General features: G+C 52.4%; 15 protein-coding genes. 6 read left to right on the top strand and 9 right to left on the bottom strand.

Going from position 1 to position 15,612, the window contains the following annotated elements:
• The first annotated feature begins 284 nt into the window (after positions 1-284).
• Entirely contained in the window at positions 285-917 is a 633-nt protein-coding gene (gene crp / locus RIN69_RS01745) for a cAMP-activated global transcriptional regulator CRP (RefSeq protein ID WP_017803012.1), read from the top strand.
• Positions 918-981: 64 nt separating this feature from the next.
• On the top strand, positions 982-3,063 hold the full coding sequence (locus RIN69_RS01740) for a YccS/YhfK family putative transporter (RefSeq protein WP_313855185.1): 2,082 nt from the start codon (positions 982-984) through the stop codon (positions 3,061-3,063).
• Between the two features lie 30 nt (positions 3,064-3,093).
• Here RIN69_RS01740 and argD read toward each other — a convergent pair whose 3' ends face one another.
• From argD to ppiA, 5 genes are all read right to left on the bottom strand, one after another.
• Positions 3,094-4,308: a bifunctional acetylornithine/succinyldiaminopimelate transaminase gene (gene argD / locus RIN69_RS01735; RefSeq protein WP_313855184.1), complete on the bottom strand. Its 1,215-nt coding sequence runs from the start codon at positions 4,306-4,308 to the stop codon at positions 3,094-3,096.
• A gap of 87 nt (positions 4,309-4,395) precedes the next feature.
• The gene (locus RIN69_RS01730; protein ID WP_313855182.1) at positions 4,396-4,971 is read right to left on the bottom strand and encodes an aminodeoxychorismate synthase component II; all 576 of its coding nucleotides are present in this window, start codon (positions 4,969-4,971) and stop codon (positions 4,396-4,398) included.
• A 43-nt stretch (positions 4,972-5,014) separates the two neighbouring features.
• The gene (locus tag RIN69_RS01725; protein WP_313855180.1) at positions 5,015-5,608 is read right to left on the bottom strand and encodes a putative adenosine monophosphate-protein transferase Fic; all 594 of its coding nucleotides are present in this window, start codon (positions 5,606-5,608) and stop codon (positions 5,015-5,017) included.
• Positions 5,598-5,768: a YhfG family protein gene (locus tag RIN69_RS01720; RefSeq protein ID WP_313855178.1), complete on the bottom strand. Its 171-nt coding sequence runs from the start codon at positions 5,766-5,768 to the stop codon at positions 5,598-5,600. Before RIN69_RS01720 ends, RIN69_RS01725 begins: the two co-directional genes overlap by 11 nt.
• Before the next feature lie 132 nt (positions 5,769-5,900).
• Positions 5,901-6,473 carry a peptidylprolyl isomerase A gene (gene ppiA / locus RIN69_RS01715; protein WP_313855176.1) on the bottom strand — a complete coding sequence of 191 codons (573 nt, stop codon included), beginning with the start codon at positions 6,471-6,473 and terminating at the stop codon, positions 5,901-5,903.
• Positions 6,474-6,748: 275 nt separating this feature from the next.
• Between ppiA and tsgA the strand changes: the two genes are divergently transcribed.
• Entirely contained in the window at positions 6,749-7,930 is a 1,182-nt protein-coding gene (gene tsgA, locus RIN69_RS01710; protein WP_313855175.1) for an MFS transporter TsgA, read from the top strand.
• Between the two features lie 43 nt (positions 7,931-7,973).
• Here the strand turns inward: tsgA and RIN69_RS01705 are convergent, their stop codons facing one another.
• The 3 genes from RIN69_RS01705 to RIN69_RS01695 form a co-directional block, all read right to left on the bottom strand.
• Entirely contained in the window at positions 7,974-8,315 is a 342-nt protein-coding gene (locus RIN69_RS01705) for a hypothetical protein (protein ID WP_313855173.1), read from the bottom strand.
• Positions 8,316-8,383: 68 nt separating this feature from the next.
• Complete coding sequence (locus RIN69_RS01700; RefSeq protein WP_313855171.1) at positions 8,384-8,626, bottom strand: T6SS effector amidase Tae4 family protein; 243 nt, start codon at positions 8,624-8,626, stop codon at positions 8,384-8,386.
• A 142-nt stretch (positions 8,627-8,768) separates the two neighbouring features.
• Positions 8,769-10,052, bottom strand: coding sequence for a cytosine deaminase (locus tag RIN69_RS01695; protein ID WP_313855170.1), 1,284 nt, complete (start codon positions 10,050-10,052; stop codon positions 8,769-8,771).
• Between the two features lie 243 nt (positions 10,053-10,295).
• Here RIN69_RS01695 and nirB point away from each other — a divergent pair, with 243 nt between their 5' ends.
• The 3 genes from nirB to cysG are packed head-to-tail and all read left to right on the top strand — an operon-like array spanning position 10,296 to position 14,554.
• On the top strand, positions 10,296-12,842 hold the full coding sequence (gene nirB, locus RIN69_RS01690) for a nitrite reductase large subunit NirB (RefSeq protein WP_313855169.1): 2,547 nt from the start codon (positions 10,296-10,298) through the stop codon (positions 12,840-12,842).
• On the top strand, positions 12,839-13,165 hold the full coding sequence (gene nirD / locus RIN69_RS01685) for a nitrite reductase small subunit NirD (RefSeq protein ID WP_313855168.1): 327 nt from the start codon (positions 12,839-12,841) through the stop codon (positions 13,163-13,165). The genes nirB and nirD overlap by 4 nt, the downstream gene beginning before the upstream one ends.
• Positions 13,166-13,189: 24 nt before the next feature.
• Positions 13,190-14,554 (top strand): siroheme synthase CysG, encoded by a 1,365-nt coding sequence (cysG, locus tag RIN69_RS01680; RefSeq protein WP_313855167.1) that lies wholly within the window; start codon positions 13,190-13,192, stop codon positions 14,552-14,554.
• Positions 14,555-14,607: 53 nt separating this feature from the next.
• Here the strand turns inward: cysG and trpS are convergent, their stop codons facing one another.
• A complete protein-coding gene (gene trpS, locus RIN69_RS01675) occupies positions 14,608-15,612 on the bottom strand; it encodes a tryptophan--tRNA ligase (protein WP_313855166.1) in 1,005 nt (334 codons plus the stop codon).

The raw sequence follows: 15,612 nt of genomic DNA, 5'->3' as shown, positions 1-15,612 counted from the left end.
TCGTCAGAGTACGCCTTCGGCTGAAAAACGGCAACGGTGAGCGATTCCCACTATGCTGAAGCGATACAACAGGAGACACTCATTGAAAGCTGTGCTACAAACAAAGCGGTAATATTTTCGTTGGCATGTAAAAGCACGACGAAAGCGGGACGACATAATGAGCTATGCTCTGAACAGAAGCCCGGACAACTTTCCTGACCCGGAAAACGCTTGAATATTTCATCGCCTGCAGGGAATTGATCCCCCTGTCTTTAGGGCACGATTACAACAGAGGATAAAAGCGAATGGTTCTCGGCAAACCGCAAACAGACCCTACTCTCGAATGGTTCCTGTCACATTGCCATATTCACAAATATCCATCCAAAAGTACGCTGATTCACCAAGGTGAAAAGGCCGAAACGCTCTACTACATCGTTAAAGGCGCTGTAGCAGTGCTGATCAAGGATGAAGAAGGCAAAGAGATGATCCTGTCCTATCTCAACCAGGGGGATTTCATCGGCGAGCTTGGCCTGTTTGAAGAAGGTCAGGAGCGCAGTGCCTGGGTAAGAGCAAAAACCGCCTGCGAAGTGGCTGAAATTTCATATAAAAAATTCCGTCAGCTGATTCAGGTAAACCCGGATATTTTGATGCGTCTCTCCTCTCAGATGGCTCGCCGTCTGCAGGTCACTTCTGAGAAAGTCGGTAATTTAGCTTTCCTTGATGTCACCGGACGCATTGCGCAAACCTTACTTAACCTGGCGAAACAGCCAGACGCGATGACACATCCGGACGGGATGCAGATTAAAATCACCCGTCAGGAGATCGGCCAGATTGTCGGCTGCTCACGTGAAACCGTTGGTCGTATTCTGAAAATGCTGGAAGATCAAAATCTGATTTCCGCACACGGCAAAACCATTGTCGTATACGGTACACGTTAAGTATTTCTGAACCCACGGCGTGAGGCAGCTGCTATCGCGCCGTTTTCTATATTGTGATGGCCTGATGTGGCGGAGAATCATTTATCACCCTGAAGTAAACTACGCGCTGCGGCAAACGTTAGTGCTTAGCTTACCTGTGGCTATCGGCTGGCTGTTGGGTGACTTGAAGCAAGGCCTGCTGTTCTCGTTAGTTCCAGCTTGTTGCAATGTTGCCGGTCTCGATACTCCTCATAAACGCTTCTTTAAACGTCTGATTATTGGCGGCGGCCTGTTTGCCGTGAGCAGCCTTTTGATTCAGCTGATGACGCTACACAGCATTCCGCTGCCCGTCATCCTGTGCGCCATGGCAATGTTGCTCGGTGTCACTGGCGAAATCAGTCCATTACACGCCCGCTTATTGCCTGCTTCGCTGATCGCCGGAATTTTTACCCTCAGTCTGGCCGGCCATATGCCAATCTGGCAACCGCCGCTGCTGTATATACTGGGCACCATCTGGTATGGCGTATTTAACTGGTTCTGGTTCTGGCTGTGGAAAGAGCAGCCAATGCGCGAATCCCTGAGTTTGCTGTACCGTGAGCTGGCAGATTATTGCGATGCCAAATACACCCTGCTGACGCAGCTTTCCGATCCTGAAAAAGCCCTGCCGCCGCTGCTGGCACGTCAGCAAAAAGCCGTCGATCTGATTAACACCTGCTATCAGCAGATGCATATGCTGTCGGCAAACCGCGATAACAGCCATAAACGCCTGACGCGCGCCTTTCAGGTGGCGTTGGATCTACAGGAACATATCTCCGTCAGTCTGAATCAGCCGGAAGAGGTACAGCAGCTGGTTGAGCAGAGTCATGCTGAAGCGGTGATCCGCTGGAATTCTCAGGCCATTGCCGCGCGGCTGCGTGAGCTGGCTGATGATATTCTTTACCACAAGCTGCCCAGGCGTTTCTCGATGGATAAGCAGCTGGGTGCGCTGGAGAAAATCTCCCGACAGCATAGCGATAATCCGGTTGGTAACTTCTGCTATTACCATTTCAGCCGTATTGCGCGCGTACTGCGCACCCTGCGTCCACTTTATCAGCGCGACTTAATGGCCGACCGCCAACGCCGCCTGCCGCTGATTCGGGCACTGAAAAGTTATCTTTCACTGAAGTCAGCGGCGCTACGTACCGCGGCACGTTTTGCCGTGATGCTGATGTTTGGCAGCTCGATGGCGTTATTTTTTAATATCCCTAAACCCTACTGGGTACTGATGACCATCATGTTCGTCAGCCAGAATGGTTACAGCGCGACGCGGGTACGCATTCAGCACCGTGCACTGGGCACGCTGGCAGGCCTGGCGATTGCGGCGGCGACACTGCGTTTACAGGTGGCAGAGAGCTGGGTGTTATTGGCAATGCTGGCCATCACGCTGATCAGTTATCTGTTTATCCGCAAGTTTTATGGCTGGGCCACCATCGGCTTTACCGTCACTGCGGTCTATTCTTTGCAGCTGCTGACGCTGGACGGCTCACAGTTTTTACTGCCGCGCCTGCTGGATACGGTGATGGGTTGCCTGATCGCTTTTGGCGGCATGATCTGGTTATGGCCGCAGTGGCAGAGTGGCCTGATCCGCCAGAATGCCCACGATGCACTGGAGGCTTATCAGGAAGCATTGCAGATGCTGCTAGGCAATGAGCAAAATGCAGAAAAACTGGCTTACCAGCGCATTGGGGTGAATCAGGCACACAATGCACTGTTTAACTCGCTTAATCAGGCGATGCAGGAGCCGGGATTCAATGACAGATACTTGTCTGATATGAAGTTGTGGGTGACGCACAGCCAGTTTATTGTCGAGCATATTAACGCCATGACTATTCTGGCGCGTGAACATACCATGTTAACGCCGGCGCTGGCCGAACGTTATCTGCAATCGTGCGAGATTGCATTACAGCGCTGTCAGCAGCGGCTGGAATTTGACGGCCCGGGATCAGATACCAATATTCTTGAGGCGCAGGAAAACTTCAATCAGGGTCCGATGACGATTATGGAGCGGCATGTGAGGCAGATTCTTGGCCATCTGGATGTGATGCATACCATTTCATCGCTGGCGTGGAGTCAGCGCCCACAGCACGGTGTGTGGCTGGTAAGGACGCTGCGTAAGTCGGCTAAATGATTGAGCGGCGACATCGCCGCTCCTGAAGATTTAAAGCACGCTCTCTACCGCCTGGGCAAAGCGCGCCATCCCCTCTTCAATATCCGCTGATTCAATCACCAGTGACGGCGCAAAACGGATGACATCGGTACCCGCATTCAAAATCATCACGCCCTGTGACGCAGCGGCATTAAGCAGGTCACGCGCTTTACCGGCGTGCTGCGGTTTCAGCACCGCCCCCACCAGCAGACCTTTACCGCGAATCTCACTGAAAATATCAAACTTCGCGTCAATGGCTTGCAGCGCCGTGACAAACTGCTGGCGGCGAGTTTCAACCCCACCCAGTACTTCTTCAGTGTTGATAATATCCAGCGCCGTTTCAGCAATCGCGCAAGCTAACGGGTTACCGCCGTAGGTGGTGCCGTGTGTGCCCGGCGACATGGTCGAAGCGATCTCGTCGGTGGTCAGCATGGCGCTAACCGGGAAGCCGCCGCCGAGCGCCTTCGCCGTGGTAAGGATATCCGGAGCCACACCATAATGCTCATAGGCAAACAGCTTACCGCTACGACCCATGCCAGTCTGCACTTCATCAAATACCAGTAGCGCTTTATATTGGTCGCAAAGTGCCCGCAGTCCCTGAATAAACTCCGGCGTTGCTGGCATCACGCCGCCTTCACCCTGAATCGGCTCAACGACAATGGCACAGGTGTGATCATCAATGACCGCTTTCACTGCCGCTAAATCGTTAAATGGCACATGGACAATATCAGCCGGTTTCGGACCAAAACCGTCAGAATATTTTGGCTGACCGCCGACCGACACGGTGAACAAGGTGCGGCCATGGAAACCATTGTGGAAAGCAATAATTTTACTTTTATATGGGCTGTGACGTTGAGAGGCATAGTAGCGCGCCAGTTTAAAGGCGGCTTCGTTTGCTTCCGCGCCGGAGTTAGCGAAAAACACGCGTTCGGCAAAAGTGGCGGCAATCAGCTTACTGGCCAGTCGCAGGGCCGGCTCATTGGTAAAGACATTGCTGGTGTGCCACAGGGTTTCACCCTGAGTTTTCAGCGTTTCAACCAGCGCCGGATGACAGTGGCCCAACGCCGTTACCGCGATCCCACCAGAAAAATCGATATACTCTTTACCCTGCTGATCCCACACGCGGCTGCCTTTGCCTTTTACCGGCACAAACTGCGCTGGTGCATAAACAGGCAAAATAACCTTATCAAATGTTGCGCGTGTGACTGCCATTTTTCCCGAATTCATTCACTACCTCGTCTGATTTTCGTTCTGGATATGTGAAATAATAATCAAGAAATATGCATAAAAAATCAAACAAAGGCAAATAAAAACTCACTGCCGGAGGAAATTTGCCAGTAGCTGATGGCCTTGCTCACTGAGAATGCTTTCCGGGTGAAACTGCACCCCTTCCAGCGCCAGTGAAGTATGGCGGAATCCCATGATTTCATCCGGCACGCCATCACGCAGGCTCCAGGCAGTCACTTCGAAACAGTCCGGTAACGAGTTTTTTTCAACAATCAGCGAATGATAACGCGTGACGGTCAGAGGATGATTAAGGCCGCTGAATACCCCGCCATCATTGTGTTCAATAGCCGAGGTTTTACCGTGCATCACCTGACGCGCCCGAATAACCCGCGCGCCAAACGCCTGCGCGATAGCCTGGTGGCCCAGGCACACGCCGAGAATGGGTAACTGACCAGCAAAATGGCGAATCGCCGCTAACGAGATCCCTGATTCATCGGGGGTACAGGGGCCGGGCGAAATCACCAGATGCTCAGGCTGCAAGGCCGTCATTTCGTCCAGTGAGATCTCGTCATTGCGACGCACACAGACCTCACTCCCCAATTCGCAAAAATATTGGTAGAGATTCCAGGTAAAGGAATCGTAGTTATCGATAAGCAGCAGCATTCTGGTTCCGGGCAAAATTCTCAGACGCCGCCATTCTAGCATTTTAGTCGGGGCGGCTAATCACTTTGTCAAAGATAGCGATTAAACCTGCCAGATCGCCACTCACACCATCGCGGTTAGCCTTTAGCCACGCTTCACGCTCAACGTGCTGCCAGTCGATTAGCCAGCCAGCATGCAGTGCCAGCTGCTCAAAGAACAGCCGCTGCGCCCGACCGTTACCGTCACGAAACGGATGCAGCATATTGATTTCGCAATAATAGTGCGCCAGTCTTTGCGTAAATTTATCCGGCGATAAGTCAGCCAGGCCATTTTCAGCTTCCAGCGCCGCCATTAAGGCGTTGCCCTGTTTCTCAAGGTATTCGAAATGGCAGAACGGCGTATCGTCGAGATAAATATCAATCTGGCGCAGTTCACCGGCCCAGTCATACAGATCCTGAAACAGCGTGCGGTGAATGGCTCGCAGATGCGGAAAGCCCAGGTTACGTGGGCCCAGCTCAATGGTGGCTGCGCGTAATGCGGTAAACGCCAGTTCGGCCTGCTGCAACCGCTGCGCCTCAGGAATCTGCAGGCGATTCTTCAGTACCTTAATATCCTGCCAGTAATAGGGATCCCGTGCGGACATGGCATTAGCGCTCATAGTGCCTCCTTAACGCATTCAGGCGCTCGGCTACCTGCTGTGCGGATAGCTCCACCCGCTCAATCTGATAACCTTCGAGACGGCTACTGGCCTGAAAATTAGCATTGTGATGCTCCAGCCACAGTGCCGCTTTCTGCTTGTCAGTCAGTTTTTTACTCATAAAGCCTCCGTGGCTGCGTCGATTAGAGACGGTGCCGCGCTCGATTACGGGCACAGCCTTAGTATAAGCAGCAAACTTCAGCTCTGCAGAACGCAGAAAGCAAACCGCCGCAGGAGTGCGGCGGTGAGGAGATTATGGCAGGACTTTGGCGGAGAGAATTACCACCGGCTTGCTTGGGACATTCTGATAAGGTCCGACATTGTCGGTTTTCACCTGGGAAATCTTATCGGCGACGTCCATTCCTTTAATCACTTTACCGAATACCGCGTAGCCAAAATCACGCTGTCCGTGATCAAGGAAGGCGTTATCCGCGACGTTAATAAAGAACTGGCTGGTGGCGCTGTCCTTTTCAGCGGTTCGCGCCATGGCGATGGAGCCACGTACGTTACGTAAGCCATTATCCGCCTCATTCTTGATTGGCGAGTTGGCAGGCTTCTGCTGCATATCGCTGGTAAAGCCACCGCCCTGCACCATAAAACCTGGGATTACGCGGTGAAAAGTGGTGTTGTTATAAAAACCATTATTGACGTAATCAACAAAGTTTTTCACCGAAACCGGGGCTTTTTGGTTATCAAGTTCGAGTTCGATATTGCCAGCCGAGGTAGTTAACAGCACGTGCGTATCACCTTTAGCGGCGATGGCAGACGCTGAGATCGTGGACAGCGCGAGAACTGTCGCAACCGCTGTCAGAGTACGTTTCAACATGAAAGATTCCTTACTGAGGACAACAAGCTCAAAAATCGAATTTGATTGTAAATAGGCTGTTATATAAGAGCCAGCGTTTTACCTTTATTTACTTAGCTTATCCAGCCAATGAGACTGAGCGTCACAACGAAAAATAGTGACTGAAGTCACGCTATAAGTGAAAGCAATCATCTCACTTTCAATTTATGTTTAATTGGATCACATATAACTTTACAATTCTGCCGCTTCCCCTCGGCTGACTGGCCGCAGGTTTCATCGACACACAGGCCTCCAAAATGACAAATCGTAATCGAATCGGTCTCACCTGGATAAGTTTTTTCTCCTATGCACTCACTGGCGCATTGGTGATTGTCACCGGGATGGTGATGGGTAATATCGCAGAGTATTTCCAGCTGCCAATATCGCAGATGAGCAACACCTTTACCTTCCTCAACGCCGGTATTCTGGTGGCAATTTTCCTCAATGCCTGGCTGATGGAGATCATTCCGCTGAAGCGTCAGCTGATATTCGGCTTTGTATTAATGATTCTGGCCATTGCCGGACTGATGACCAGCCACAGTTTAAGCGTGTTCTCACTGTGTATGTTCGTGCTGGGCGTGGTCAGCGGTATCACCATGTCGATTGGTACTTTCCTGATCACCCATCTGTATGAGGGACGTCAGCGTGGCTCGCGCCTGCTGTTTACCGACTCTTTCTTCAGCATGGCTGGCACCATATTCCCGATTATCGCCGGGGTGCTGCTGGCGCGCCATCTGCCATGGTACTGGGTCTATGCCTGCATCGGCCTGATCTATGTCGCGATCTTTATCCTGACGCTTAATGTTGAATTCCCGACGCTGGGTAAGAAAGCGCACTCTGATAAGCCGTTGGTAAAAGAGAAATGGGGTATCGGCGTGTTGTTCCTGTCGATTGCTGCCCTCTGCTACATTCTCGGCCAGCTGGGCTTTATCTCCTGGGTACCGGAATACGCCACCAAAACCATGGGCATGGATATCGTCAGTGCCGGACAACTGGTGGGTAATTTCTGGACCGCTTATATGGTGGGAATGTGGGTATTCAGCTTCGTTCTGCGCTTCTTCGACCTGCAACGCATTCTGATGGTGCTGGCCGGACTGGCAACGCTGTTGATGTACTGGTTTGTTAAAACCAGCGACGCCTCGATGCTGAAGTGGATCATTATGATTCTTGGCTTTAGCTCCAGCGCTATCTACACCACTATTATTACGCTGGGCTCACTACAGACTAAGGTCTCTTCACCGAAGCTGGTGAACTTTATCCTTACCTGCGGCACCATCGGCACCATGCTGACCTTTGTGGTCACCGGCCCGATTGTTGCTCAGGGTGGCGCGCATGCGGCACTGGCAACCTCAAACGCACTGTACGCAGTGGTGTTTGTGATGTGTGTGTTGCTGGGTCTGGTGACCAAACATCGCAGCCACGGTCACGCGATGCATTAATTGCTGTTTAATGGGCGACTGTTCGTCGCCCATTCTCTTCTGACTATCGTGACTTCGACCAACGCGATAATCGGCCAGCTTGCCAGTATCCCGATAAAATAATCAACGCGGTAAACAGCATGACCAGTGCACCATGGCGCTGAAGCATAAACAACGACATAAGATGATTCAAAGTCAGTATCGCCAGCACCAGGCCGCCCGCTATCATCACTGCCAGTAATTTCCAGACGACATAGTTGATAGCGTCTTCGGACTGATATGTCGCCCACTCTCTGAGCATAATCAACAATGCCAGCAGTGGAATTACCACTATCAATATCAATACGTTGCTATCCATATCGTCGTTACTGTTATACAAAGGCCCGAACAGCTTAACGGCCAGCATAACAACCACCAACCAGATGATAAGCATTATCAAAACGGGGCACATCACTATCAGGATCTTTTTTCCCATTAGTGAATTTTCCAGAACCAGATTTCGCGTGATTGCATCAGATCGGAAGCCATTCCTTCAATGCTGATCCCCCACTGGATGCGAAAATAACTCAGCCGAGTGGTTAAGCGCGTACCATTCCATAAATCGATATGGTCTCCGCTACGGTTCTGAAAGCTTTCATCTCCCCTCCGCCAGAAATCCTTGAAAAAGATGACTCCTTTTTGATTGCTGAGCTCTTCAGCACGAAGAATAATGCTCATAACAATGTTCCTTATTGTTAAACAAGCCAAACAACTCGCATCAATGTCCGATCAAAATATACGCAACAGAGTTTAAAAATACATTAGGCGATCGCTTACTTACGCTTAACAGCTGGTGATACTCGCCGCCTGACCGCAACACTTAACGCAGGAAAGTGACCGCTTCAACCTCATCAAGAAATATTTCGCTCTGCGCTGGCTGCGTAGCGGCAATGACTCGTCCGTGACGAATTGAATAACGTGTTGGCACCTGTCGGCGCAGCGCATCAAAACCGTTTTCGGCGGGCAGAATCACCAGGTTAGCGCTGTTACCACTCTGAATACCGTAATCATCCAGCTGTAAAGTTCTGGCGCTGTTGCTGGTGATTAGATTGATGCCGGCATCAATCTGGTCATAACCCATCAGCTGACAGACATGCAGCCCCATATGCAGTACCTGCAACATATTGCCAGTACCGAGCGGATACCAGGGATCAAACACGTCATCGTGGCCAAAACAGACGTTAATCTCCGCCTCCAGCATCTCTTTTACCCGCGTAATACCGCGTCGTTTCGGATAGCTGTCAAAGCGCCCCTGCAGATGAATATTAACCAGCGGATTCGCCACAAAGTTAATCCCGGAAAGCTTCAGCAGACGGAACAAACGCGAGGTATAAGCGCCATTGTAGGAATGCATTGCGGTAGTATGGCTGGCGGTGACACGCGCCCCCATCTTTTCACGCAGCGCCAGCGCGGCAACCGTTTCAACAAAGCGTGACTGCTCGTCGTCAATCTCATCGCAGTGGACATCCACCAGCCGATGGTATTTCTTCGCCAGCGCAAAGGCGATATGCAGCGATTCCACGCCATATTCCCGGGTAAATTCAAAATGCGGAATGGCACCGACCACATCTGCACCCAGCTTTAACGCCTGCTCCAGCAGCGCTGCGCCATTGGGATAGGAAATAATTCCCTCCTGTGGAAAAGCCACAATCTGGATATCGACCCACGCGGCCATTTCAGCCTTCACTTCCAGCATGGCTTTCAGCGCGGTCAGGCTGGGATCGGAGACATCAACATGCGTACGCACATGCTGAATGCCGTTGGCGATCTGCCACTTAAGCGTTTGCTTCGCACGCTGTTTAACGTCCTCATGGCTAAGTAGCGCCTTACGTTCAGCCCAGCGCTCAATGCCTTCAAACAGGGTGCCGGATTGGTTCCACGCCGGTTCGCCCGCGGTCTGCGTGGTGTCCAGATGAATATGCGGCTCAACAAATGGCGGCCAGGCCAACCCGCCCTCGGCATCAAGCACATCATCACCCTGCGCCATGTTATGCGGCTGCTGAGTGATGCGCGCAATCTTGCCGCCGTCGATTTCGATTTGCCAAAGCCCTTCGCGCCACGGCAAACGCAAATTATTAATCCATTTCAACTGAGTGGAAATCATTAAAACCTCCTGAGTGAAAAGCGGGGGACTGTTTTTAATCCTGGCATGGATTGACGTGATAAACGACGGGTAATTTCAGCAGCGTGATGGTTAAAGTTGAGTGTAATCTGCAACTTATAATATTCATTTTTAAATCAGCAATATAACCACAAAGAGGTATATCAGAGGTCAGTTGATATACATCAATAATCGCCTCACCCAGCGCGCTATTGTAGCGGTATAAAATAGCAATCTGAGGCAATCATGAGCAAAGTCAAACTCGCCATTATCGGCAATGGCATGGTTGGTCACCGCTTCATTGAAGAACTGATCGATAAAGCCGAACCCGGTCAGTTTGACATCACCGTATTCTGTGAAGAACCACGCGTGGCTTACGATCGTGTCCATCTCTCCGCTTATTTCTCCCACCATACCGCTGAAGAACTGTCGCTGGTGCGTGACGGTTACTATGAGAAGCATGGCGTGCAGCTGCTGCTTGCTGAACGCGCGATCACCATTAATCGACAGGATAAAGTGATCCACTCCAACACCGGACGCACCGTCCATTATGACAAACTGGTGTTAGCCACCGGCTCTTATCCGTGGATACCCCCGATTAAAGGCTCTGAAGGCCAGGACTGCTACGTCTACCGCACCATTGAAGATCTCAATGCGATTGAAGCCTGCGCACGTCGCAGCAAAAGCGGTGCGGTAATTGGCGGTGGTTTGCTCGGTCTTGAAGCCGCAGGTGCGCTGAAAAACCTCGGTATCCAGACGCATGTTATTGAATTCGCGCCGGTACTGATGGCCGAACAGCTTGATCCTATGGGCGGTGACCAGCTGCGCCAGAAAATCGAACGCATGGGAGTGCAGGTTCATACTGGCAAAAATACTCAGCAGATAGAACACCTGGCTGATGGCACTAAAATGCTGCATTTTGCCGACGGTAGCCAGCTACATGTTGATTTTATCGTCTTTTCTACCGGCATTCGTCCACAAGATAAGCTGGCAAAAAATTGCGAGCTGCCACTGGGGCAGCGCGGTGGTTTTCTGATCAACGATCAGTGCCAGACCGTCGATCCGGATGTTTATGCCATCGGCGAATGCGCCGCATGGAACCAGCGTATTTATGGTCTGGTGGCGCCGGGTTATAAAATGGCACAGGTCGCCAGCGATCATCTGCTGGGTAAAAACAATGCGTTCACCGGTGCCGATATGAGCGCCAAACTGAAACTGCTGGGCGTTGACGTCGGCGGTATCGGCGATGCTCATGGCCGTACGCCAGGCGCACGCAGCTATGTCTGGCTCGATGAGAGCAAAGAACAGTACAAACGCCTGGTGGTCAGCGCCGATAACAAAACGCTGCTCGGCGCGGTACTGGTTGGCGATACCAGCGACTACGGCAATCTGTTACAGCTGGCGCTGAATAAAATTGAACTGCCGGAAAATCCCGAGGCACTGATTCTGCCTGCCCTCGCGGGTGGTGATAAACCGGCAATCGGCGTCGAATCCTTGCCGGACAGCGCACAGATCTGCTCCTGTTTCGACGTTACTAAAGGCGATATCGTCAATGCCGTAATGCAAGGCTGCCATACCGTTGCGGCATTAAAAGCTGAAACTCGCGCCGGTACCGGCTGCGGCGGCTGCGTGCCACTGATTACTCAAGTCCTGAACGCCGAGCTGAGCCGCCAGGGTATCGAAGTGAATCATAATCTGTGTGAACACTTCGCTTATTCACGACAGGAGCTGTATCACCTGATCCGTGTCGAAGAGATCAAAACCTTTGATCAGCTGTTAAGCAAATATGGCCACGGCTATGGTTGCGAAGTTTGTAAACCGACGGTCGCCTCTCTACTGGCCTCCTGCTGGAACCAATATGTGCTGGAACCACAGAATACGCCGTTGCAGGACAGTAACGATAACTTCCTCGGCAATATCCAGAAAGATGGTACTTACTCGGTTATCCCACGCACTGCGGGCGGCGAGATTACGCCGGAAGGGTTGATAGCCGTAGGTAAAGTCGCTGAACAGTATCAGCTGTATACCAAAATTACCGGCTCACAGCGCATTGGCCTGTTTGGTGCGCAAAAAGACGACCTGCCGGCAATCTGGAAACAGCTGATTGATGCCGGATTCGAAACTGGTCACGCCTATGCCAAAGCATTGCGCATGGCGAAAACCTGCGTCGGCAGCAGCTGGTGCCGCTTCGGCGTCGGCGACAGTCTGGGCTTCGGTGTTGAACTGGAGCATCGCTATAAAGGCATCCGTACCCCGCACAAAATGAAATTTGGTGTCTCCGGCTGTACCCGTGAATGCGCCGAAGCGCAGGGCAAAGATGTCGGTATTATCGCCACCGAAAAAGGCTGGAATTTGTATGTCTGCGGTAACGGCGGCATGAAACCACGCCACGCCGATCTGCTGGCTGCCGATCTCGATCGCGATACGCTGGTGCGTTATCTCGACCGCTTTATGATGTTCTATATCCGCACCGCCGATAAGCTGCAACGCACCTCTCTGTGGCTGGAAAGCCTCGAAGGCGGCATCGATTATCTGAAAAAAGTGATCATCGACGACAAACTACAGCTTAACGACCAGCTGGAAGCCGATATTACCCGACTGCGTGAGCAGGTGGTCTGCGAATGGCGCGAAACGGTTGAGCATCCGGAATATCAGACACGCTTTGCGCACTTCATTAACAGCGCGCTGCGCGATCCTGATGTGCAAATGGTCAGCGAACGGCAACAGCATCGTCCTGCCCGCCCGCATGAACGCATTGCGGTGACCCTGATTGAGATGGAGGAAAACCTATGAGCCAGTGGCACAGCGTCTGCGCACTGAACGATATCCTGCCCGCCACCGGGGTGTGCGCATGGGTCAATCAGCAGCAGATTGCGATTTTTCGCCCGCGTCCGGACGATGAGCTGTTTGCCATCAGTAATATCGATCCGTTTGCCGCCGCCAGTGTGCTCTCGCGCGGTATAATCGCTGAACATCAGCAGGAGCTGTGGGTCGCCAGCCCGCTGAAAAAACAGCGTTTCCGTTTACGGGATGGCTTATGCATGGAAGATGAAAGCCGCTCGGTAGCGCATTTTCCGGTACGTGTTAATGACGGGCGCGTTGAGGTCTGTGCTTAACGCCCGTCTCTGCAAGGATTTGTTATGGATTACCTGCCTCTGTTCTGCCAGTTACGTGATAAAACCTGCCTGCTGGTAGGTGGTGGTGAAGTTGCCGAACGCAAAGCGCGATTGTTACTGGATGCCGGTGCCAATCTACGCGTCTGCGCCACGGCGTTCGCGCCGCAATTTATCCACTGGCAGCAGGCAGGCAAACTGAGCTTATTTGAACAACCTTTCCGCGCTGAATTACTCGATGATTGCTGGCTGGCAGTTGCCGCCACTGATAACGACGAAGTGAATCAGCGGGTCAGTACCGAGGCCGATGCGCGGCGAATCTTCTGTAATGTGGTCGATGCGCCGCAAAGTGCCAGCTGTATTATGCCGTCGATTATTGACCGCTCACCGCTGATGATCGCCGTTTCTTCCGGTGGTCGCGCACCGGTAATGGCACGCCTGCTGCGTGAGAAACTGGAAGCAATTTTACCGTTGCAGCTCGGTAAGGTGGCAGCTTACGCCGGTAGCCTGCGCCAGCGGGTTAAAACACACTATCGCGAGGGGGGGTTACGCCGACGTTTCTGGGAAAAGCTGTTCAGCAACGATCGACTGGCGCAGTCGCTGGCGAATAATGACAGTCAGCAGGTCAGTGAGCTGACAGAAAAGCTGTTCAGCGAACCACTGAGCCACCGCGGTGAAGTGGTGCTGGTCGGTGCCGGACCGGGTGATGCCGGTTTACTGACGTTAAAAGGGCTGCAACAGATGCAGCAGGCCGACGTAATCGTGTATGACCGGCTGGTTTCCGCGGAGGTGCTTAACCTGGCGCGGCGCGATGCCGAGCGTATTTTTGTTGGTAAGCGCGCCGGTTATCACTGCGTTCCGCAGTCGGAGATTAATCAAATACTGCTGGCGCAGGCGCAGCTCGGTAAACGCGTGGTGCGACTCAAAGGCGGCGATCCCTTTATCTTCGGACGCGGAGCGGAAGAGCTGGAGGCATTACTGGATGCGGATATTCCCTTCTCTGTGGTGCCAGGCATTACCGCCGCATCGGGCTGTTCGGCTTATGGCGGCATTCCACTGACGCACCGTGATTATGCGCAAAGCGTACGGCTGGTTACCGGCCATCTTAAGCAGAACAGCACGCTCGACTGGGCGCATTTAGCCGCCGAACAGCAAACGCTGGTGTTTTATATGGGACTATCACAGGCTGAGGAGATTGCGCGTCAGTTAACGGCGCACGGTATGGATAGCAGCATGCCGGTGGCACTGGTAGAGAACGGAACGTCGACCCGGCAACGGGTGGTAAGTGGCGAGTTACATCAGCTGGCTGAACTGGCGCAGCAGGTAGCAAGCCCGAGCCTGATTATCGTCGGCCGGGTGGTGGCTCTGCGCGACCGGCTGCGCTGGTTCTGAATAATAGCTGATACGGGAGCGGTTAACGGCTCCCGTATCAAAGCGAGCACGATTTACGGCTGTGCAACAAATCCGACTGCTTCATACACCTTCTTCAGCGTTTCCTGAGCATGTGCACGTGCTTTACTGGCACCGTCACGCATGACCTGATTCAGATAGGCCTCATCATTACGGAAGCTGTAATAACGCTCCTGCAACTCGGTCAGCATGCCGGATACCGCGTCAGCTACCGCACCTTTCAGATGACCATACATTTTGCCTTCGAACTCTTGTTCCAGCTCAGGAATGGTTTTACCGCTGACCGCCGACAGAATATCCAGCAGGTTCGAAACCCCCGCTTTTTCTTTCACGTCATAACGGACTACCGGCGGCTCTTCGGAATCGGTGACCGCACGCTTGATCTTTTTCACTACCGATTTCGGATCTTCCAACAGGCCGATCACGTTGTTACGGTTGTCGTCAGACTTGGACATTTTCCGCGTCGGATCGAGCAGCGACATCACGCGCGCGCCAGATTTCGGGATAAACGGCTCAGGTACCTTAAACACATCACCATACAGCGCGTTAAAACGGCTGGCGATATCGCGGCTCAGTTCTAAATGCTGCTTCTGATCTTCGCCTACCGGCACCTGATTGGTCTGATACAGCAGGATATCGGCCGCCATCAATACCGGATAATCGAACAGGCCAGCATTGATATTCTCTTCGTAGCGCGCGGATTTGTCCTTGAACTGCGTCATACGGCTAAGCTCACCAAAATAGGTGTAGCAGTTCAGGATCCAGCTCAGCTGAGTGTGCTCCGGCACGTGGGACTGAACAAAAATGGTACTTTTGCTCGGATCAATACCGCAAGCGAGATAGAGCGCCAGCGTATCCAGCGTCGCTTTACGCAGTGCAACCGGATCCTGACGCACGGTGATCGCATGCAGATCAACGATGCAGTAGATGCAGTGGAAATCATCCTGCATCTGCACCCACTGACGTAGCGCCCCCATGTAGTTACCAATGGTCAGTTCACCTGAAGGCTGTGCGCCGCTAAATACGATGGGTTTGCTCAT

It is taken from the genome of Winslowiella toletana, assembly GCF_032164335.1.
In the GTDB taxonomy this organism is placed as follows: Bacteria; Pseudomonadota; Gammaproteobacteria; order Enterobacterales; family Enterobacteriaceae; genus Erwinia; species Erwinia toletana_A.
This window is presented reverse-complemented; position numbering and strand designations above follow the sequence as displayed.

Coding starts and splice junctions, on each gene's coding strand:
- crp (WP_017803012.1), top strand. CDS start 285: ATGGTTCTCGGCAAACCGCAAACAGACCCTACTCTCGAATGGTTCCTG.
- RIN69_RS01740 (WP_313855185.1), top strand. CDS start 982: ATGTGGCGGAGAATCATTTATCACCCTGAAGTAAACTACGCGCTGCGG.
- argD (WP_313855184.1), bottom strand. CDS start 4,308: ATGAATTCGGGAAAAATGGCAGTCACACGCGCAACATTTGATAAGGTT.
- RIN69_RS01730 (WP_313855182.1), bottom strand. CDS start 4,971: ATGCTGCTGCTTATCGATAACTACGATTCCTTTACCTGGAATCTCTAC.
- RIN69_RS01725 (WP_313855180.1), bottom strand. CDS start 5,608: ATGAGCGCTAATGCCATGTCCGCACGGGATCCCTATTACTGGCAGGAT.
- RIN69_RS01720 (WP_313855178.1), bottom strand. CDS start 5,768: ATGAGTAAAAAACTGACTGACAAGCAGAAAGCGGCACTGTGGCTGGAG.
- ppiA (WP_313855176.1), bottom strand. CDS start 6,473: ATGTTGAAACGTACTCTGACAGCGGTTGCGACAGTTCTCGCGCTGTCC.
- tsgA (WP_313855175.1), top strand. CDS start 6,749: ATGACAAATCGTAATCGAATCGGTCTCACCTGGATAAGTTTTTTCTCC.
- RIN69_RS01705 (WP_313855173.1), bottom strand. CDS start 8,315: ATGCTGGCCGTTAAGCTGTTCGGGCCTTTGTATAACAGTAACGACGAT.
- RIN69_RS01700 (WP_313855171.1), bottom strand. CDS start 8,626: ATGAGCATTATTCTTCGTGCTGAAGAGCTCAGCAATCAAAAAGGAGTC.
- RIN69_RS01695 (WP_313855170.1), bottom strand. CDS start 10,052: ATGATTTCCACTCAGTTGAAATGGATTAATAATTTGCGTTTGCCGTGG.
- nirB (WP_313855169.1), top strand. CDS start 10,296: ATGAGCAAAGTCAAACTCGCCATTATCGGCAATGGCATGGTTGGTCAC.
- nirD (WP_313855168.1), top strand. CDS start 12,839: ATGAGCCAGTGGCACAGCGTCTGCGCACTGAACGATATCCTGCCCGCC.
- cysG (WP_313855167.1), top strand. CDS start 13,190: ATGGATTACCTGCCTCTGTTCTGCCAGTTACGTGATAAAACCTGCCTG.
- trpS (WP_313855166.1), bottom strand. CDS start 15,612: ATGAGCAAACCCATCGTATTTAGCGGCGCACAGCCTTCAGGTGAACTG.